Annotated in this window: 15 protein-coding genes; 10 read left to right on the top strand and 5 right to left on the bottom strand. The window is 63.5% G+C overall.

Features of this window, described 5'->3' with window-relative positions; genetic code table 11:
* Nucleotides 1-119: 119 nt before the first annotated feature.
* The 5 genes from ACNHGR_RS06745 (at nucleotide 120) to ACNHGR_RS06725 (ending at nucleotide 4,404) form a co-directional block, all read left to right on the top strand.
* Nucleotides 120-863: a PEP-utilizing enzyme gene (locus ACNHGR_RS06745; RefSeq protein WP_475284892.1), complete on the top strand. Its 744-nt coding sequence runs from the start codon at nucleotides 120-122 to the stop codon at nucleotides 861-863.
* Entirely contained in the window at nucleotides 860-1,465 is a 606-nt protein-coding gene (locus ACNHGR_RS06740) for a hypothetical protein (RefSeq protein ID WP_475284890.1), read from the top strand. Before ACNHGR_RS06745 ends, ACNHGR_RS06740 begins: the two co-directional genes overlap by 4 nt.
* 4 nt (nucleotides 1,466-1,469) lie before the next feature.
* Nucleotides 1,470-3,182 (top strand): pyruvate, phosphate dikinase, encoded by a 1,713-nt coding sequence (locus ACNHGR_RS06735; protein ID WP_475284888.1) that lies wholly within the window; start codon nucleotides 1,470-1,472, stop codon nucleotides 3,180-3,182.
* Complete coding sequence (locus ACNHGR_RS06730; RefSeq protein ID WP_475284886.1) at nucleotides 3,179-3,595, top strand: acetyl-CoA carboxylase biotin carboxyl carrier protein; 417 nt, start codon at nucleotides 3,179-3,181, stop codon at nucleotides 3,593-3,595. The genes ACNHGR_RS06735 and ACNHGR_RS06730 overlap by 4 nt, the downstream gene beginning before the upstream one ends.
* A gap of 590 nt (nucleotides 3,596-4,185) precedes the next feature.
* The gene (locus ACNHGR_RS06725; RefSeq protein ID WP_475284884.1) at nucleotides 4,186-4,404 is read left to right on the top strand and encodes a DUF3060 domain-containing protein; all 219 of its coding nucleotides are present in this window, start codon (nucleotides 4,186-4,188) and stop codon (nucleotides 4,402-4,404) included.
* 84 nt (nucleotides 4,405-4,488) lie between these two features.
* Here ACNHGR_RS06725 and ACNHGR_RS06720 read toward each other — a convergent pair whose 3' ends face one another.
* The 4 genes from ACNHGR_RS06720 to ACNHGR_RS06705 form a co-directional block, all read right to left on the bottom strand.
* The gene (locus tag ACNHGR_RS06720) at nucleotides 4,489-5,472 is read right to left on the bottom strand and encodes a phosphotransferase family protein (RefSeq protein ID WP_475284882.1); all 984 of its coding nucleotides are present in this window, start codon (nucleotides 5,470-5,472) and stop codon (nucleotides 4,489-4,491) included.
* Between the two features lie 15 nt (nucleotides 5,473-5,487).
* Nucleotides 5,488-6,672: an Rv3169 family protein gene (locus ACNHGR_RS06715; protein WP_475284880.1), complete on the bottom strand. Its 1,185-nt coding sequence runs from the start codon at nucleotides 6,670-6,672 to the stop codon at nucleotides 5,488-5,490.
* A gap of 24 nt (nucleotides 6,673-6,696) precedes the next feature.
* Nucleotides 6,697-7,011: an EthD family reductase gene (locus ACNHGR_RS06710; protein WP_475284879.1), complete on the bottom strand. Its 315-nt coding sequence runs from the start codon at nucleotides 7,009-7,011 to the stop codon at nucleotides 6,697-6,699.
* A 141-nt stretch (nucleotides 7,012-7,152) separates the two neighbouring features.
* Nucleotides 7,153-7,869 carry a GntR family transcriptional regulator gene (locus tag ACNHGR_RS06705; RefSeq protein WP_475284877.1) on the bottom strand — a complete coding sequence of 239 codons (717 nt, stop codon included), beginning with the start codon at nucleotides 7,867-7,869 and terminating at the stop codon, nucleotides 7,153-7,155.
* A gap of 429 nt (nucleotides 7,870-8,298) precedes the next feature.
* On the opposite strand from ACNHGR_RS06705, the gene ACNHGR_RS06700 reads away from it, so the two are divergent.
* The 5 genes from ACNHGR_RS06700 (at nucleotide 8,299) to bioB (ending at nucleotide 14,871) form a co-directional block, all read left to right on the top strand.
* The gene (locus ACNHGR_RS06700; protein WP_475284875.1) at nucleotides 8,299-10,659 is read left to right on the top strand and encodes a TonB-dependent receptor; all 2,361 of its coding nucleotides are present in this window, start codon (nucleotides 8,299-8,301) and stop codon (nucleotides 10,657-10,659) included.
* Nucleotides 10,660-10,791: 132 nt separating this feature from the next.
* Nucleotides 10,792-12,717, top strand: coding sequence for a linalool dehydratase/isomerase domain-containing protein (locus ACNHGR_RS06695; protein WP_475284873.1), 1,926 nt, complete (start codon nucleotides 10,792-10,794; stop codon nucleotides 12,715-12,717).
* A 1-nt stretch (nucleotide 12,718) separates the two neighbouring features.
* Nucleotides 12,719-13,096 carry a hypothetical protein gene (locus ACNHGR_RS06690; RefSeq protein WP_475284871.1) on the top strand — a complete coding sequence of 126 codons (378 nt, stop codon included), beginning with the start codon at nucleotides 12,719-12,721 and terminating at the stop codon, nucleotides 13,094-13,096.
* 12 nt (nucleotides 13,097-13,108) lie between these two features.
* Entirely contained in the window at nucleotides 13,109-13,852 is a 744-nt protein-coding gene (locus tag ACNHGR_RS06685) for an SDR family NAD(P)-dependent oxidoreductase (RefSeq protein ID WP_475284870.1), read from the top strand.
* An 11-nt stretch (nucleotides 13,853-13,863) separates the two neighbouring features.
* Nucleotides 13,864-14,871 carry a biotin synthase BioB gene (gene bioB, locus ACNHGR_RS06680; protein ID WP_475284868.1) on the top strand — a complete coding sequence of 336 codons (1,008 nt, stop codon included), beginning with the start codon at nucleotides 13,864-13,866 and terminating at the stop codon, nucleotides 14,869-14,871.
* Here the strand turns inward: bioB and ACNHGR_RS06675 are convergent, their stop codons facing one another.
* Complete coding sequence (locus ACNHGR_RS06675; RefSeq protein WP_475284866.1) at nucleotides 14,872-16,365, bottom strand: acyl-CoA synthetase; 1,494 nt, start codon at nucleotides 16,363-16,365, stop codon at nucleotides 14,872-14,874.
* Nucleotides 16,366-16,426 lie beyond the last annotated feature (61 nt).

Raw genomic sequence — 16,426 nt, 5'->3', positions numbered from 1 at the left:
GAGTCGAAGTTTGCCGTCAATATCGTAGGACGATTTCATCTGTCAGATGCTTGACAGCAAAGCCGCGACCCGGCACATCGAAGGTGAGAGCGCAGACTCGCAGAGAACAGGAGAGGTGTATGGGGTTGCCCATCGACAATGCGCACAGGGGGCGCCCGCCAGCTTCGCTGCTGGTGGAGGCGACGCTGAGCCTGGTGCAGGAAAGGCTGCGCGACCGCTTCGCGCAATCGGGACAGGATTGGGACGCTTTTCGCGTCAGCGGTGCGGCCCTGACCAAGGCGGATATGGTGGACGTCGAACGGCGGCTGCTCGCCACCGGCCACCGCTTCGACTGGTCGGCCGGCATTTCGGTCGCGGAACGGCCGGATATCTACAAGTCGCGCGGCGACGGCGATCAGGTGGATGAAAGCTTCTCCCACCCCGATGCGCCGCAGGGCGAACCGGACGCATCGGGCCGCGCGCTCGCTGGCGTCGGGGACAATGTCGTGCGCCATGATGCCGATGTTACCGGCATCGCTCGCTTCATCCGCACCAATGAACGGGTGCTGGATTATCTGACCAACGGCGTTCCGCCTGGCATCATTGCGGTGATCGACGATAGCGGCGGCACGCTGACCGCGCCGATCATCGAGCAGTTCAGTGGTGTCATCTGCGCGGGCGGTACGGTCCGCTCGCATCTGGGCATCCTGACCCGCGAATATAATATTCCCTGCCTGATGAACGCGAAGATCGCCGGCATCGCCGATGGCGACACGGTCACGATCGAGGCAACGGCCGCCGCCAAGACGACCGAGGATTATCAGCAAGGCGTCGATCGCGTCGGTCGCGTCTGGCGCTTGGCCAAAGAGGAGGCCGCTGCATGATCGACGACCGCGATCTCGTCTTCCACGGCGTCGCCATCAAGCGCCATGCCGGTGCCGCCGCCATCGCTGCTCTGGTCGACCTGCCCGAACCGCGCGTATCGACGCTGCTGGCCGATGCCGTAGCGACCGGTCGGGTGGTGGATACCGGCGATGCCTTCATCCTCGCCCCGCTGACCCGTGTGGTGCTGGAGGCGCGCTATGGCCTGCATTTCGCTCCCCTGCGGCAGGACAAGGCGTTCGAAAATGCCTATGTCGCCTTCGAACGGGTGAACAAGAGCCTGAAGCAGGTCATCACCGACTGGCAGACGATCAGCATCGGCGGCAACAAGGTCGCCAACGACCATAGCGATCGCGCCCATGACGAAGCGGTGATCGACCGTCTGGGGGAGGTTCACGAACAGGTCGAACCGATCCTCAAGCAACTCGCCGCCCGCTGGCCGCGCATGAGCTTCTACGCACAAAAGCTGCTCGCCGCGCTCGAAGCGGCCGAGGATGGCGACCATGAGTGGGTCAGCGACATCCGCCGCGACAGCTATCACACCATCTGGTTCGAACTGCACGAGGATCTGCTCCGCATCATGGGCCGGGTCCGGGAGGAATAATCTGATGTCATCCAACTGGACCGTCCTGCTGGACGGCACGAGCCTGCCCGATCGCAGCCTGATCGGTGGCAAGGCCTGGTCGATTGCGCGGATGCGGGGCATGGACCTGCCGGTCCCGCCGGCCTTCGTCATCACGACGGCGGCCTGTAACGCCTATCTGGCGCAAGGCGATTTTCCCGAAGGGCTGGAGGCGGAGATAGAGGCGGGCCTCGCCTGGCTAGACGAAGCGACCGGCCGCCATTTCGGTGGCGGGGACAAGCCACTGCTGCTGTCGGTCCGCTCCGGCGCCGCCATTTCCATGCCCGGCATGATGGATACGGTGCTGAACCTGGGTATCGATGATGCGGCCGAAGCTGCGCTTGCCGGCGAATCCGGCCTGCCGGATTTCGCCCGCGATACGCATCGCCGCTTCCTCGAACTCTATGCCTCGATCGTCCTGAAGATGCCGGTCGAGCTGGATCATGGCGCCAGCCCGGCCGACTGGCGCGCGCAGGTCGACGTGCCGGCCACCCCGCGCGAATGCCTGACCGGCGCCGTCCGCGCTGTCTTCGACAGCTGGAACACCCGCCGCGCGAAGAAATATCGCGAGCATAACAATATCCCGCACGACATGGGCACCGCTGTCACTATTCAGGCAATGGTTTTCGGCAATCTGGACGATCGTAGTGGCACCGGAGTCCTCTTCAGCCGCAACCCGCTGACCGGCGAGGCTGTGCCCTATGGCGAATATCTGCCCCGCGCGCAGGGGGAGGATGTCGTATCCGGCAAGTTCACGCCGCTCGCTCTCGACGCGATGCGTGACCTTGATCCGGCGTCTCATAGTGCGCTGCTCGACGCCACCGCCCGACTGGAGCGGGAACATCACGATATGCAGGATATCGAATTTACGGTGCAGAGCGGCACCCTCTATCTGCTTCAGGCACGTTCCGCCAAGCGCGCGCCCGACGCGGCCGTCCGCGCGGCGGTGGAGATGGTGGGCGAAGGGCTGATCGATGTGGATCAGGCGCTTGCCCGCGTCAGCCCCGAGCAGGTGCGCGCGCTGCTGCTGCCGCGTCTTGGCACCGGCGCACAGGATGCTGCCATCGTCGCGCAGGGGGAAGGGGCTTGTCCCGGCGTCGCGTGCGGCACGGTCGTCACCGATCCCGACGAAGCCGAACGGCGCGCCGCCGCTGGCGAGGCGGTCATTCTCGTCCGTGCGACCACCAGTCCCGATGACATCCATGGCATGATCGCGGCGAAGGCGGTGGTGACGGAGCAGGGCGGGTCGACATCTCACGCCGCCGTCGTCAGCCGCGCGCTCGGTCGCCCCTGCGTGGTCGGCGTGGGCGACGGCAAGGGGCCGCAGCCCGGCACCCTTGTCACCGTTGATGGGGAAACGGGCCGCGTCTATGCCGGCGAACTGCCGGTCGAAATGCCAGATGAGGCCGGCGATGCCCGGCTGGCCCAACTGATCGACTGGGCGCGCGATCGCAGCCCGGTGCGCGTCCTGCGCCCGGCCGATGCGGCCGGGATTGATGATGTGGTCGACATCGACGCGCTTTGGTCGGGGGGCGAGCCGGACGAACTGCCCGCCTTGCTCCACGGCGCTTCAGCGGCGCGAGGCGCGACCCTCGCCAATCCCGACACCGCCCGCATCGCCCGCGCGCAAGGGGTGCGCACCATCGTGACGGAGCCGGTGCTGCCCGCGCTGCTCGCTTTGCTGGGGGAAGCTGCATGACCGATATCATCACCGATACCCGCGCCCTGCTGCGCCTGTTCCGCCAGTCCGGCTATGCCGACATTCATCTGCGTACCGGCGATTATGAGCTGTTCGTTGCTACGTCCGGTGGCGGCACGAACCCGCTCCGTGCATCGATCGCGGTCGATGCAGCGCCTGTGAGGCCAGCCACGACATCAATGGAAGCTGTTAAGGCAGAGCAACTTGTTTCAGCTCCGCATATCGCCTCTTTCGTCTCTGCCCTGTCCGTGGGCAGCGCCGTGGCGGCAGGCGATGCGGTGGCGCGGATCGAACTGCTCGGCGAACCGATCGACCTCTGCGCCGATCAGCCTGGCCTGGTCACCGAAGTGCTGGCGGAACCCGGCGCCCTTATCGAATATGCCGCTCCCCTGGTGCGGCTGCTGGCGGCATAAAAATTCTCTTCTCGCTTGCGAACAGGCAACGTAATTATAAGCTTCATCCCATGGAGGGCCAAAGAAACGTTGGATTGCGCGGCTGCCTGCGCATTGCCATCCCGATCTTCATCCTGATCGGGCTTGGCCTGTACAGCGCTTTCCCGCACCCGACCCATAATCCCACCTAGTTGAGGGCAATCGCTGCCGAATCGCGGCTTTTGATGGCCACTCGCCCGATCAATACGCGGGAACCGGCTTTTCCCGTTCCAAAGGATCAATGGCCGTCTGCGATCGCCGGATTGAATCCCTATTCTGTGACCATCTATCGGGGATCGGTGCATATTGGCACGAAGCCGTTTTTCGATGGCGGCTGGGGATATGGTTTCGCACCGGACAAGGGGAGTCTTGGCCTGCTGCCTGAATGTTGGTCGCATTTGGGCGAGGGCGTGTTTTGGCATGGCCCCTGCTGAACCCAGCACCTTTCGTCTGATGCCTGTTTTCGCCTGCGTTGTAACTATAGCACCCGCATAGGCTCAGGCTGTTCTGGAAGGATTGGGTGAAACCTCCACGCTCGACTGTGCCGGCGGCAACGCGACGGTAATTAGGTCGTGATCGAAGGCGACTGCACGCATTTGACCGTCGAGGGCTTCGGCAACCTTGTAGCCGCGGAATCGGCGATCGATGTCGACGGGATCAGCAATAAGGTCAATTGGCACATGCCCGGCAAGACCGCGTCGAAAATCAGCAGCGCCGGCGTCGGTAACCGCCTGACTCGCGCGACACAGCGAAGCCGTTCGCCCCGAGCCTTTCGAAGCCCTGCGCTGTGATCTTGGCATCACGTGGCGAAAAGCTACTTCGACAGGCTCAGGGCGAACGGCCATTATTTCAGTGGCGGATAGCGCTATTGCCTGTCAGGCCGCCGCCATCGCCCGGCTTACCAGCAGTTTCGTATAGGCCGGCAGTACCGCGCCGAACGCCTTGAACCGCACGTCGGCCACTTTGCCGCTGGTGAAGAGATAGGCCCCCAGCGCAATGATTGCCGCGACCTTCGCCTGTCCCAGCACCGTATAGCGTGCGACGTCCACTGCCGCTCGGCCGGTACCCTTCTCCCATTCCGCGATCATGCGCTCTGCCGACCACCAGCCGGGCAGTTCGAACCCGGCATCCGCCAGCGAAGCCTCCCCCTGATCGTGGAACATCAATATATAGCCAAGGTCCAGCAGAGGTTCGGAAATCTGCGCCATTTCCCAGTCGAGCAGGGCGGTCAGGCGTCCCTCATGCCACAGGCAATTTCCGTGCTTGGGGTCACCATGCACCGGGGTCGGCGCGCCAGACGGGCGGGGCGGCCGGGCGGTCAGATCCTCCAGCACGCCGATCAGATCGGGCGTTGCTTCAGCCGAGCAGGCGACGTCCAGCCAATGCTGCGCCTCCTGCTGCACGGTCCGCCCGCCCGGCGGCATTTCGCCGACCGGCATATTGTGCAGGCCGATCACCGCATCGAACCATTGGCGACAGATGCTGTCCGGCACCGCGACCGGATCTGCCTTCACCCAATCCGGCGTCGCATATTCGAACGCATCGCCCGGTACGCATTCCATCAGGAAGAACTCGTCGCCGATGATCGATGGATCGGTACTGAGTTCCAACATCGCGGGCAGCGGTACCGTCGGCGCATGCGCCTTCACCGCCGACAATACTGCATGCTGCCGCGCCATGTCATAGGGCGGCAACAGCCCCTCCTCGGACGGGGGCATGCGCAGGATTTCGTTCAGCCCCTCGACCAGATAGGTTTCGTTGCTGTGGCCGGCCGACAGGGTCTTGACCCCTGTAATGCCGGCGCCACGGGGCAGAAAGGCACGCAGCCCTTCCGCAAGACGGTCGGTGTCGCGCGCCATGGTCCTTGCTCCCCCTTAGATCAGCGAGTTTTCGGCGGTCAGGCCGATGTCGGGATGGGCGCCATGGATGATCGTTTCCATGATGCCATGACCGGTCGCGTCGCCCTCCCGCACCAGGATCGGGCAGTCGCGGAGCTGGCGGATGCGCTTCAACGTGGTGACGTCCAGCGTGTCGTCGAACTTCTCGCCCTCGACTTCCAGCTTGCCCTTCCACGACCCATGCTTGCGTCCGTCAAAGCCGAGATACAGGCCCGGCCCCAGATGGACCGCCGTCGGTCCGGCGACCTCGACCTCGACCGTGTGACTGCCACCTTGCAGCATGTCGAAATGCACCTTGCCGCCCAGCAGGCGCCGCGTCTTATCGTCATAGGTCAGTTCCGGCCGCACCCGTGCGACCTTTTCCTGCCGCCCGTCGGGATGGTTGCGATAGCCGGATGAATAGAAGATGCGGCCCTGTTTCGACATGAAGTAGAAGTGATAGGCATGCTTCTCTCCATTCGGCGCAGTCAGCATGAACGGGCTCCAGATCAGCACGAACTCGCCTTCGCCGAACTTCACGTCGCCAAAGTCGGAAGAGGGGCGGACGTCGGCATTATGCGCGCCCACGTCCAGCCGCTGACCCCAGCTATGGTCGCGATACTCGGTCCATTCCTCGGGATTGATCTCGATCCGCTCGCCGTCGATCTCGACCCAGCCGGACGGCACGCCGATCTGGTGATAGCGTACCACGTCGGACCCGATGCGAAACCCGTCCTTCTCGCGCTGTTTATGCCGGTCCTCGAAGAAAGGCGGCATTTCGGACGTGAAGGTGACGTCAAAGGCGATCGGCTGGGCGTCGGTCTTTTCCAGCGCATAGCGAACCTTGTGCAGCGGCTCGATAATTTCGTAGGTCAGCGGGCCGACGCTGGTTTCGGTGGGGTCGTCGCGCAGTTCGCGGCTGGCCCGAACGGTCCATTGCTCCACCCCGCGCGCCACGGCGGCCCAGCCGTCCATCACGCCGCGATTATGATAGCGGCCGAGGCCAAAGTCGATCGACAGGCTGCCATCCTTGCGCACCAGTGCGGTCCAGATCTTTTCCGTCCAGCCTAGATCGGCCGTGGCGGTGGAAGAAAAGGTGTCGACAATCTGGTGGTTGAGAAGTTCGTCCAGTCCGATCAACTGGCCGATATCGTCCATTTCATGACGCACGAAGTTCCGCATCGCATTCTCCCGGATTTTGTGTTTTCAGGCGTCGATCAGGCTGCTGATTTGCAGCACCGGATCGACATTGGTGTAGCGGGGGGCATCCCCCATCAGTGCCGCGCCACAGATGCCCATGGCGCGATCAAAACTGTCACGGTCGTCGAAGATGAGTTCGCTCAGCGCCCAATAGGACGGAGCCGTGCCGTCCAGCGCGGCGGTGCCGAGCGTGATCCGCAATTCCCGCAGGCCGTGCGGTTCCAGCAGTTCACGCGCGAAAGGGGCATGGCGGTCGACATAGTCGCCGCCATTGAAATGGCTGCCCGGCAGGTTCGGATAAATGGCCGAAACGCGCAGCATGACACTCTCCTGACCGATGCCCCGATTCGTTCGGGGTCGGATGGAAAGCTAAATGTGTCTGACGATTTCGTCCAGCCAAAACATCAGCCGATCGACGCGATGCTGGCTGTCATCCGGACGGAATGCGCGGATTTCCGACTTTCAGCCCATGGTCGGGAATATATCTTCCGGTAATTCCGTCATCGTCTTGCGCGTGCCGTCAAAATGTTTCTTCACCGCCAGATCGGCCTTTTTCGGGTCGCCGGCGATGATCGCCCTGGCGATCGGGCCATAGCCTGACGCATGCCGCTTGCGCTGGGTGTCGGACTGGACCGTCTCGATCTGGGCGCGAAACAGGTCGGTGCGCGACAGAGGTATGACGCGCGCCAGTTCACGATTGCCGCCCAGGTCGATCATCGCGTCATAAAAGCGGCGGCGCGACTCCAGATAATGCGCGCGGTTGCCTGATCGGGCGGCGCGATCCAGGTCGGCGATTGCCTGCTCGATCAAGTTGCGTGCGGCAGGCGTCGTGCAATTTTCCGCAGCCAGTCGGGCCGCGAGCCGCGCCAGCGGCTCCAGTGTATCAAGTAGTTGCAGTGACGCGGTCCGGTCGAGCAGGCCGATATAGGCGCCGCGATAGCGGTTCAGCGTGACGATGCCGGCGGCCGCGAGATGCTTGAGCGATTCGCGCAAGGAGCCCCGGCTGATGCCCAGGCGGCGGGTCAGGTCCGGTTCCAGCAGATGCTGTCCCGGCACGAACACGCCGGTGCGGATGCCCTGGGTGATGGCTTCGGCCACCTTGTCGGTTGCGCTTTCGCTCTCCGGCGTGGCGGAGGTTTCCATACTGGTCGTGGCCTGTTTCGTCGCGGCTTTGGTCATCATCGGTCCATTATGTTTCTGGTCCGGCAATACCGTCCCGCAGGCGCCACGTCCATATGTGAGCGGACAGGGGCGGACTTCATGGTTAGGCGTTTTTCTCCGATAAAATCGTCAAACGATATTGACGAACAAGTCTGTATGTGGAAACAAGGGGGCATCCGGGGTGATTGGGCTCCCGGCGGCGACCCGCACAAGCGGGCGTGGAACTGGAGAGGAAGACCCATGCGACTCAAGGTCCAATCGACCCTGTTTTCCGACTGTTCGCCACGGGTGCGGGCGGCCATCGGCCAGGCGGCCGACACCGGGTCCATGCGCTTCATCGTCTGAATAGCTTCGAGCCTGCGCCGATCCGATCGGGCGGGCTTTTCGAACGATCATGAATGCGACCTGCAACAGCCGGCGCGACAATGTGGGAGAAGGAAAATGGGCATGATCCAGAAAAACGGCATGATCTGTGGCGTGGGGGCATCGCTGATCGCCCTCATCGCAGGGGCTGGCGCCGCCAGCGCGCAAACCGCCGATGCGCAGGCGTCCGGCGGCAATAATGCATATGCCGACATCATCGTCACCGCCAACAAGCGCGAACAGTCGCTGTCCGATGTCGGTCTTTCGATCACGGCTGAGACTGGCGACACGATGCTTCAGCGCGGCATCAATTCGCCAACCGACCTTGGCAAGATCGTACCGGGCCTGACCGTCCAGCCATCGCCGTTCAATACGCCGGTCTACACGTTGCGCGGCATCGGCTTCTATGAAACTACCCTGTCCGCAGCGCCGACCGTCGCCGTCTATACCGATGAAGTCGCGCTGCCCTTCAGCGCACCGACCCGTGGCGCGGCGTTCGATATCGAACGTGTCGAAGTGCTGAAAGGGCCGCAGGGTACCTTGTTCGGCCAGAACACGACCGGTGGCGCGATCAACTATATCGTCGCCAAGCCGACCGACGATTTCAAGGCGGGGGCGACCGCCAGCTTCGGCCGCTTTTCCACCTATGATGTACAGGGCTATGTGTCCGGCCCGATGAGCGATACGCTCAAGGCGCGTGTCGCCGTGCGCACATTGCAGGGTGGCGAGTGGCAGAAGAGCTTCACCCGCTCGGACGAGTTGGGCAAGCAGGACATGCTGCAAGGCCGCGTGCTGCTGGACTGGCAGCCGAGCGACAAGGTCAAGTTCCTGCTGAACATCAATGGCTGGCGGGACAAGGGTGATACGCAGGCAGCGCAGATCGTTTCCGACAATTGCGCCGGATCGGTAGAGGGCACCTGCGGCAGCCCGGACGCAACCAATTTCAAAAATTATCCCCGCAGCCCGCGCACGCCGCGTGCCGCCGATTGGGGCTATGGCGTCTTCGGTCGTCGTCCAGCCCGCGACGACAGTTTCTGGCAGGCCAGCCTGCGCGCGGATTTTGAGCTGAACGACAATCTGACCTTCACCTCCATCTCCGCCTATTCGCATTACAAGACGGATTCGGTGCAGGATTTCGACGGCACCACCTATGCCTCGGTCGACACCAACACGACCGGTTACATCAAGGACGTCGCGCAGGAATTGCGCCTGACCGGCGAGTTTGACAGCCTGACCTTCATCGTCGGCGGCAATTACAACAAGTCGAAAACCTATGACCGGCTCTTCTACAATTTCAGCGAAGGCCCGTCGTCCAACCCGCTCTGGATGATCCCGGGCGCTCCCCGCGGTGTATTGACCTTCAACTACTCGCGGCAGGATGTGAAGAATCTCGCCGCTTTCGCCAATGCGGAATATAAGGTCACGCCCAACATCACCCTGATCGGCGGCATCCGCTACACCGACAGCAAGCGCAGCTTTGAAGGCTGCACCAACGATTTTGGCGGCGACACGGCGACCTGGTGGAACGCGATCTTCGGCACGAACGTCCAGCCGGGCGGTTGCCTGACTTTCACCGCGAACTTCCCGGAGATCTTCGATCCGGCCGCCTTCGACAATCTCAACGAGGATAATGTCAGCTGGAACGTCGGCGCCAACTACAAGACCGATGGTGGCACGCTCTTCTACACCCGCGTTGCGCGCGGTTATAAGTCGGGCAGTTTCCCCACTGCCTCGGTCGCCAGCTATACCGGCTATGTTCCGGTCAAGCAGGAATCGGTCACCGCCTATGAAATCGGCATCAAGGGGCCGCTGGCCGACCGTCGGATCGAATATGCGCTGGCCGGATTCTATTATGATTATAAGGACAAGCAGCTTCGCGGTCGCAAGCCCGATCCGGTGTTCGGCACGCTCGATGGTCTGGTGCAAATCCCCAAGAGCCGCATCTGGGGTGTCGAAGCCTCGATCGTCGGCCGGCCGGTGGATGGCCTGCGCATCAGCCTGGGCGGCACCTATATCAATACGAAGATCACCGAGTTCACCGGCTATGACGCCTTTGGCGACCTGCGCAATTTCTCGGGACAGAAATTCCCCTATGCGCCCAAGCTGACGGCGGTCGCGGATGCGGAATATCAGGCGCCGATCAGCAGCTCGGCGGAGGCCTATATCGGCATATCCCTCACGCATAACAGCAAGACGACGACGGCGCTGGCCAACACCACGACCGCCTTTGTCGACGCCGATCCGCGCTTTGACATGAAGGCTTACACGCTGGTCGATCTGCGTGCCGGCTTCGAGTTTCCCGACAGTAATGTCCGGGCCGGCATCTACATCCGCAACGTCGGCAACACCTATTACTGGACCAATGTGCAGGACAATCTGGCGTCGATCTCGCGCTTTGCCGGCATGCCCCGCACCTATGGCCTTCAGGTCAGCTGGCACATGTGACCTGATCCTCCCCTGGGGTGGCACTCGACGGAGTGCCGCCCTCCTTGGGTAAGCAAGGTTGCACGTCGAACGTGATCGTCCTACGATGAAGGCAAGATTCCCGGCATGATCGGGACGGAAGAGGAGAGGTCCATGACCGCCCGAACGCTACCCTTTGATGCGGATTTTACGCCAGAGGAAGCCGCGCCGTCGCTGGCGCCGCTGGTCGATCGCATCCCGTTGATCCCGGAACGAAAGACGCTGCACGGCCGGTTGACCGCGCGGCGGCTGCATCGTTTCTACGCGCTGCTGGGCCTTGTCTTCCTGATTGGCGTCGCGCCAATATTGCTGGGGATGAGCGCGCAGTGGAAGGCGTTCGGCTTCGGCCTCATCTTCCCCGGCGCGGGCTTCCTTTATGCCGGCGACGGCGTGGGTATCCTTGGCGCTGCCCTGTCCGTGGTCGCCTTTGCGGTCATCATGTTCATCTGGTGGGCGCGCGGCGTGATCCTCGGCCCGCCTGCGGTAATGGTCGGAACGGCCTTGCTCTCCGCCGCCTGGATCGAGGGGCGTAGCGGCGTAGCATGGATGGAATGGGCCATCCCTGCCGCAGTGCTGGCATTGCACGGCTGGCTTGCCCTTGGTCGCCGCAAAGGCTTCGCCGCCGCCAGGGCGCGGGGTGCGGAGCTCAACGCCATCCTCGCAAAGACGCAGCCAGTCATGCGCGATGCACCGATCATGGCGGAACCGGAAATGCCGCCGTCGCAGGTCGCCGAATTCCGCCGCATGATGGACCTTGCGCTCCAGCCGGTCGACAGCTGGAACGGCTTTTCGACCGAGGACACCTGGCAGGACGGCGCATTGCGCTACCAGATCTGCACCATGTCCTGGAATCTGGCGCTGGGCCAATATACCCGCCTGCCTGCCTTCCATGGCTATCTGAACACCGCGCAGGAAAATCTGATCCGCAAGCATATCGACCGCAAGACCTGGAATTACTGGTATTGGGAAAGCCTGTGGGGCAATTTCAAGATCGAGAAGAACCCGGTCACGACGGACAATATCATGCTGTCGGGCTTCCTCGGCGTTTCGCTCGGCCTGTTCGAGACGGCGAGCGGCACATCGCCCTTCGCGGCGCCGGGCGCGCTGACCTTCCGCTGGGACGAAAAGACCGCCTTTCCCTATAATCACGAAAGCATGCTGGAAGAGGTGGTCAAGAATTTCCAGCGCTATGATCTGGGCTGGTTCCCCTGCGAACCGCGCTGGATCTATTCCATGTGCAACCTTGTCGGCCGCACCTCGCTGGCGCTGCATGATGCGCGGCACGGTACCGACATGCTGGCCCGCGTCGGCGACCGGTTCGACCGGACGATGGAGGAGGAAATGATGATGGCCGATGGCCGCATCAAGGTGTGCACATCCTCACCCTTCGGCTTCCAGGTGCCCAGCCTGTCTGGCCTGTTCGGTGAGACATGGGGCGTGCGTTTCATGACCCCCTATGATCCCGCCGGGGCCGAGCGGCTGTGGGAAGTGATGAAGCAGGATTTCATCGGCGTGAAGCCCGACGGGTCGCTCGACTTCCGCCTGCTGCCGCTGGGCTGGGATACGCGCAAGCCAGCGGACTTCTCGCGTTGGCCGGAACTCAACCCGCTGATGGTGACGCTATGGGCGGCGCAGGAAATGGGCGACGACCGCATCATCGAGGCGACGGTCAAGGCGATCGACCAGCGATCGGGCGAGGGCGTCGCCGCATCGCAAAGCTGGGGCGCGCGCAACACGATCCGCGACATGGTGAACATGGGCCTGCCGGAAGCCTGGGCGAAGGGGCCGATCCTGGCCGACGCCGTCTATCCCGACGTCATAGTTGGTCGGGCGGTCACGGACGGGACGGCGCTGGAACTGGTACTGCATCCCGGCGCGGGAGAGCGGCGCAGCGACATCGGCCTCGACCGATTGGTGCCGGGTCGCCACTATCGCGTCGTCGAGACGGACGAACGCTTTGTCGCCGGCATGGATGGCAAGGCGCAACTGACCGTGGCGCTCTCCGGACGCACGCCGCTGACGATCGTGCCGGTGGCCTGACATGGCCTGCTGCCTCATCGCTGCTTTTCTGGTCGCTCAGGCGATGGCGATGCTGCGGCGCTGGGCGGTCTTCTGGGGCCTGATGCCGGTGCCGGAAGGGGAGGTGGCCGACACCATCTTCACCCGGACTGCCGCCTTCCTGCGCCGTCCGCGTGTGCGGATGGCGGTGGTCGCGCTGCTGCTGGCGGAACTGGGTGGCGTAGGCGTCTGGCTCTATCGCGACCATGGCACCCATATCGCGCAACTGGCCGATATCGGCTGGTCACGGCTGCACGGCCAGCATGTCGTCTATGCCGCCATGTGCGGCATGAACGGGGAACAGAGCGTGCGGCTGGTGATCGACGCCGACGGCATACGCCATCGCACCGTCAGCGGTTAGGCGAGGGGAGCCATGGGGGAATTTTCGGGCAAGACCGCCATCGTCACCGGTGGTTCCAGAGGCATCGGCCTTACTGTCGCGACCCTTCTGGTGGAGCGCGGCGCACGGGTAGTGCTGGTCGGTCGTGATGACACGGCTCTGACCAAAGCAATTAGAGGGCTGGGGGAGGCCGCAGCCATGCTTGCCGGCGAGATAGCGCAGGCCGATACAGCCGAACGCGCCGTCGATTTCGCCATCGCGCATGGCGGCGGCCTCGATATCCTGGCCAACATCGCCGGTATCTTTCCCACCGCGCGGATCGAGGAAACGAGCGACGCCCTCTATGCCGACACGATCGCCGCGAACCTGACCGGTACCATGACTTTCTGCCGTGCCGCTTTCCCGATCCTGCGCGAACGGCGCGGCGCGATCGTCAACATGTCGTCCACCGCTGCACGCTTTCCGACGCCCGGCCTGTCTGTCTATGCCGCCGCGAAGGCGGGCGTAGAGGCTTTTACCCGCACGCTGGCGGCCGAAGGTGCGCCGCATATCCGCGTGAACGCGGTATCGGCCGGCCCGACCCGTACCGAAACCGTGGATGCGCTGATGGCGTCCGACACGACCGGCGCGGTGGAAGCCGTGACCAGCGCCTTGCCGCTTCGCCGGCTGGCGGAGACGAGCGAGATCGCCGAAGCGGTCCTCTTCCTCGCCTCCTCCCGCGCCAGTTTCATCACCGGCCAGATATTGTGCGCCAATGGCGGCGGACTGATGGCCTGAAGGAAAAGAGCATGACGACCGTTCGTACCGACTGGACCCGCGCGGAGATCGCCACGATCTTCGACCTGCCCTTTGCCGACCTGCTGTTCGAGGCGCAGAGTGTGCACCGCGCCCTTCATCGCGCCAACCATGTCCAGCAATCGACGCTGCTGTCGATCAAAACCGGCGGCTGTGCGGAAAATTGCGGCTATTGCAGCCAGTCCGCCCATTTCGACACCGGCCTGAAAGCCAGCAAACTGCTGGCCGTCGAAGCCGTGCTGGAGGCTGCGCGGGAAGCCAAGGCGGCGGGGAGCGAGCGGTTCTGCATGGGTGCCGCCTGGCGTTCGCCCAAGGATCGCGACATGGACAGCATTGTCGCGATGGTGGAAGGCGTGCGGGCGATGGGGCTGGAAACCTGCATGACATTGGGCATGCTGACCGCCACTCAGAGCGAACGGCTGGCACAAGCCGGCCTGGATTATTACAACCACAATATCGACACGGCGCTGGAATATTATGACCAGGTCGTCACCACCCGCGACTGGCAGGACAGGATGGACACACTGGGCCATGTGCGTGACGCGGGCATCAACGTCTGTTGCGGCGGTATCATGGGCATGGGCGAAAGCCGTGACGACCGCGTCGGCTTCATCCATGCGCTCGCCACCCTGCCGCAGCATCCGCAAAGTGTGCCGCTCAACCGGCTGGTCCCCATCGCCGGTACGCCGATCGGCGACGCGCAACTGGATGGGCAGGGCAGGTCGATCGACGAGATCGAATTCATCCGAACCGTCGCCACCGCCCGCATCGTTCTGCCCCGCAGCATGGTGCGGCTGTCGGCGGGGCGTGAAACGATGAGCGAGGCCGGACAGGCGCTCTGCTTCCTCGCCGGCGCCAATTCGATCTTCACCGGCGACCGGTTGCTGACGACACCGAACAAAGGGCAGAGCGCCGACGCGGACTTGCTGGACCGGCTCGGCTTCAACCGGGCCTACGACAGTGACATGTCGCGTGCCGATCAGGCGAAAGTCGTAGCCTGATCAGCCGTCCGGCCAGTAGCGCGCGCGCACGATCCGCTTGAGCAGCTTGCCATTGGGGTGGCGCGGCAGGTTGGGGTCGAAATCGATCTGACGCGGCAGCTTGATGCGCCCGATCCGACCAGCCAGATGCGCCAGCAATTCCTCCGCCAGCGCCGGCCCGGCCTCTTCCCATCGGGCCGGTTCGACCACCGCCACAACGCGCTCTCCCATTTCCGGGTCGGGCGCGCCGATGATGGCGACGTCGGCGACCTTGGGATGGGTGATGAGCGCATCCTCTATCTCCTGCGGATAGATGTTCACCCCGCCCGAAATGATCATGAAGCTCTGCCGGTCGGTGAGATAGAGAAAGCCCTCTTCATCCACCCAGCCGACATCACCCAGCGTGGTCCAGCCATGCCGGTTGCGGCTCTGCGCGGTCTTCTCCGGGTCGTTATGATATTCGAACGGCGCGCCATCGGCGAAATAGATGGTGCCGATCTCGCGCGGCGGCAGCCATTCGCCATCCTCGCCGCAGATGCGGACCTTGCCCCATATCGCCCGGCCGACCGATCCGGGATGGGTCAGCCACTCGGCGGGCCCTATGCTGGTCAGGCCATTGGCCTCCGTCCCCGCATAAAATTCATGCAGGATCGGGCCCCACCAGTCGAGGATCGCCTGCTTCACTTCCACCGGGCAGGGCGCCGCCGCATGAAAGGCCGTGACCAGCGAGGAAAGGTCATAGCGCTGACGCACATTTTCGGGCAGTTTCAATATCCGCACGAAATGGGTCGGCACGAACTGCGCATGGGTCACTGAAAAGCGCTCGATCAGCGCCAGCGTCGCTTCCGGATCGAATTTCTCCATCACGATCACCGTGCCGCCCAGCTTCTGAATCGACATGCACCAGCGCAGCGGCGCGGCATGGTAGAGTGGGGCGGGGGACAGGAAGATGCTGTCGGCATCCATGGCATAGCTGGTCCGGCCATAATCGGTCAGCGCATTGCTCTGATCCAGCGATCCTTCCGGCAGCGGTGGTTTTATCCCCTTGGGCCGCCCGGTCGTGCCGGACGAATAGAGCATGTCGTTCCCCGGCGATTCATCCGCGACCGGTGTCTCCGGCATCGCCGCCCGCTCGCGCAGGAAGTCGCGGGCACCGGGTGCGAAGACGATCAGGCCTTGTGTGGGCAGGTCGGCCGGCACAGGCTGCGACGCGATCAGCAGGCGCGAACCGGAATCGCTTAGGATGAAGGCGATTTCCGGCGTCGCAAGCCGCGTCGACAGACAGGTATAATAGAGGCCCGCCCGCTGCGCCGCCCAGACGATTTCAAAAAAGGCCGGCCCATTGTCGAGCAGCAGGGCGATGCCATCGCCGCGCTGCAACCCCAATGTACGAAACAGATGCGCGCCCTGATTGGAGCGCGCCTCCAGTTGGGCATAGCTGACGCTCTCGCCGGTCCCGGCCATGACATAGGCCGGCTTGTCCGGCGTGGTGCGGGCATGGATGGACGGGTGCATCCCTATGCGCCCCGGCCTGCATGAATGATGGGCATCGACCGCTCTCCCCGGCTATGGTTCT

This window comes from Sphingobium sp. RS1 (assembly GCF_056156825.1).
The sequence above is the reverse complement of the archived record's forward strand: the minus strand, read 5'-3'. Positions and strand labels throughout refer to the sequence as shown.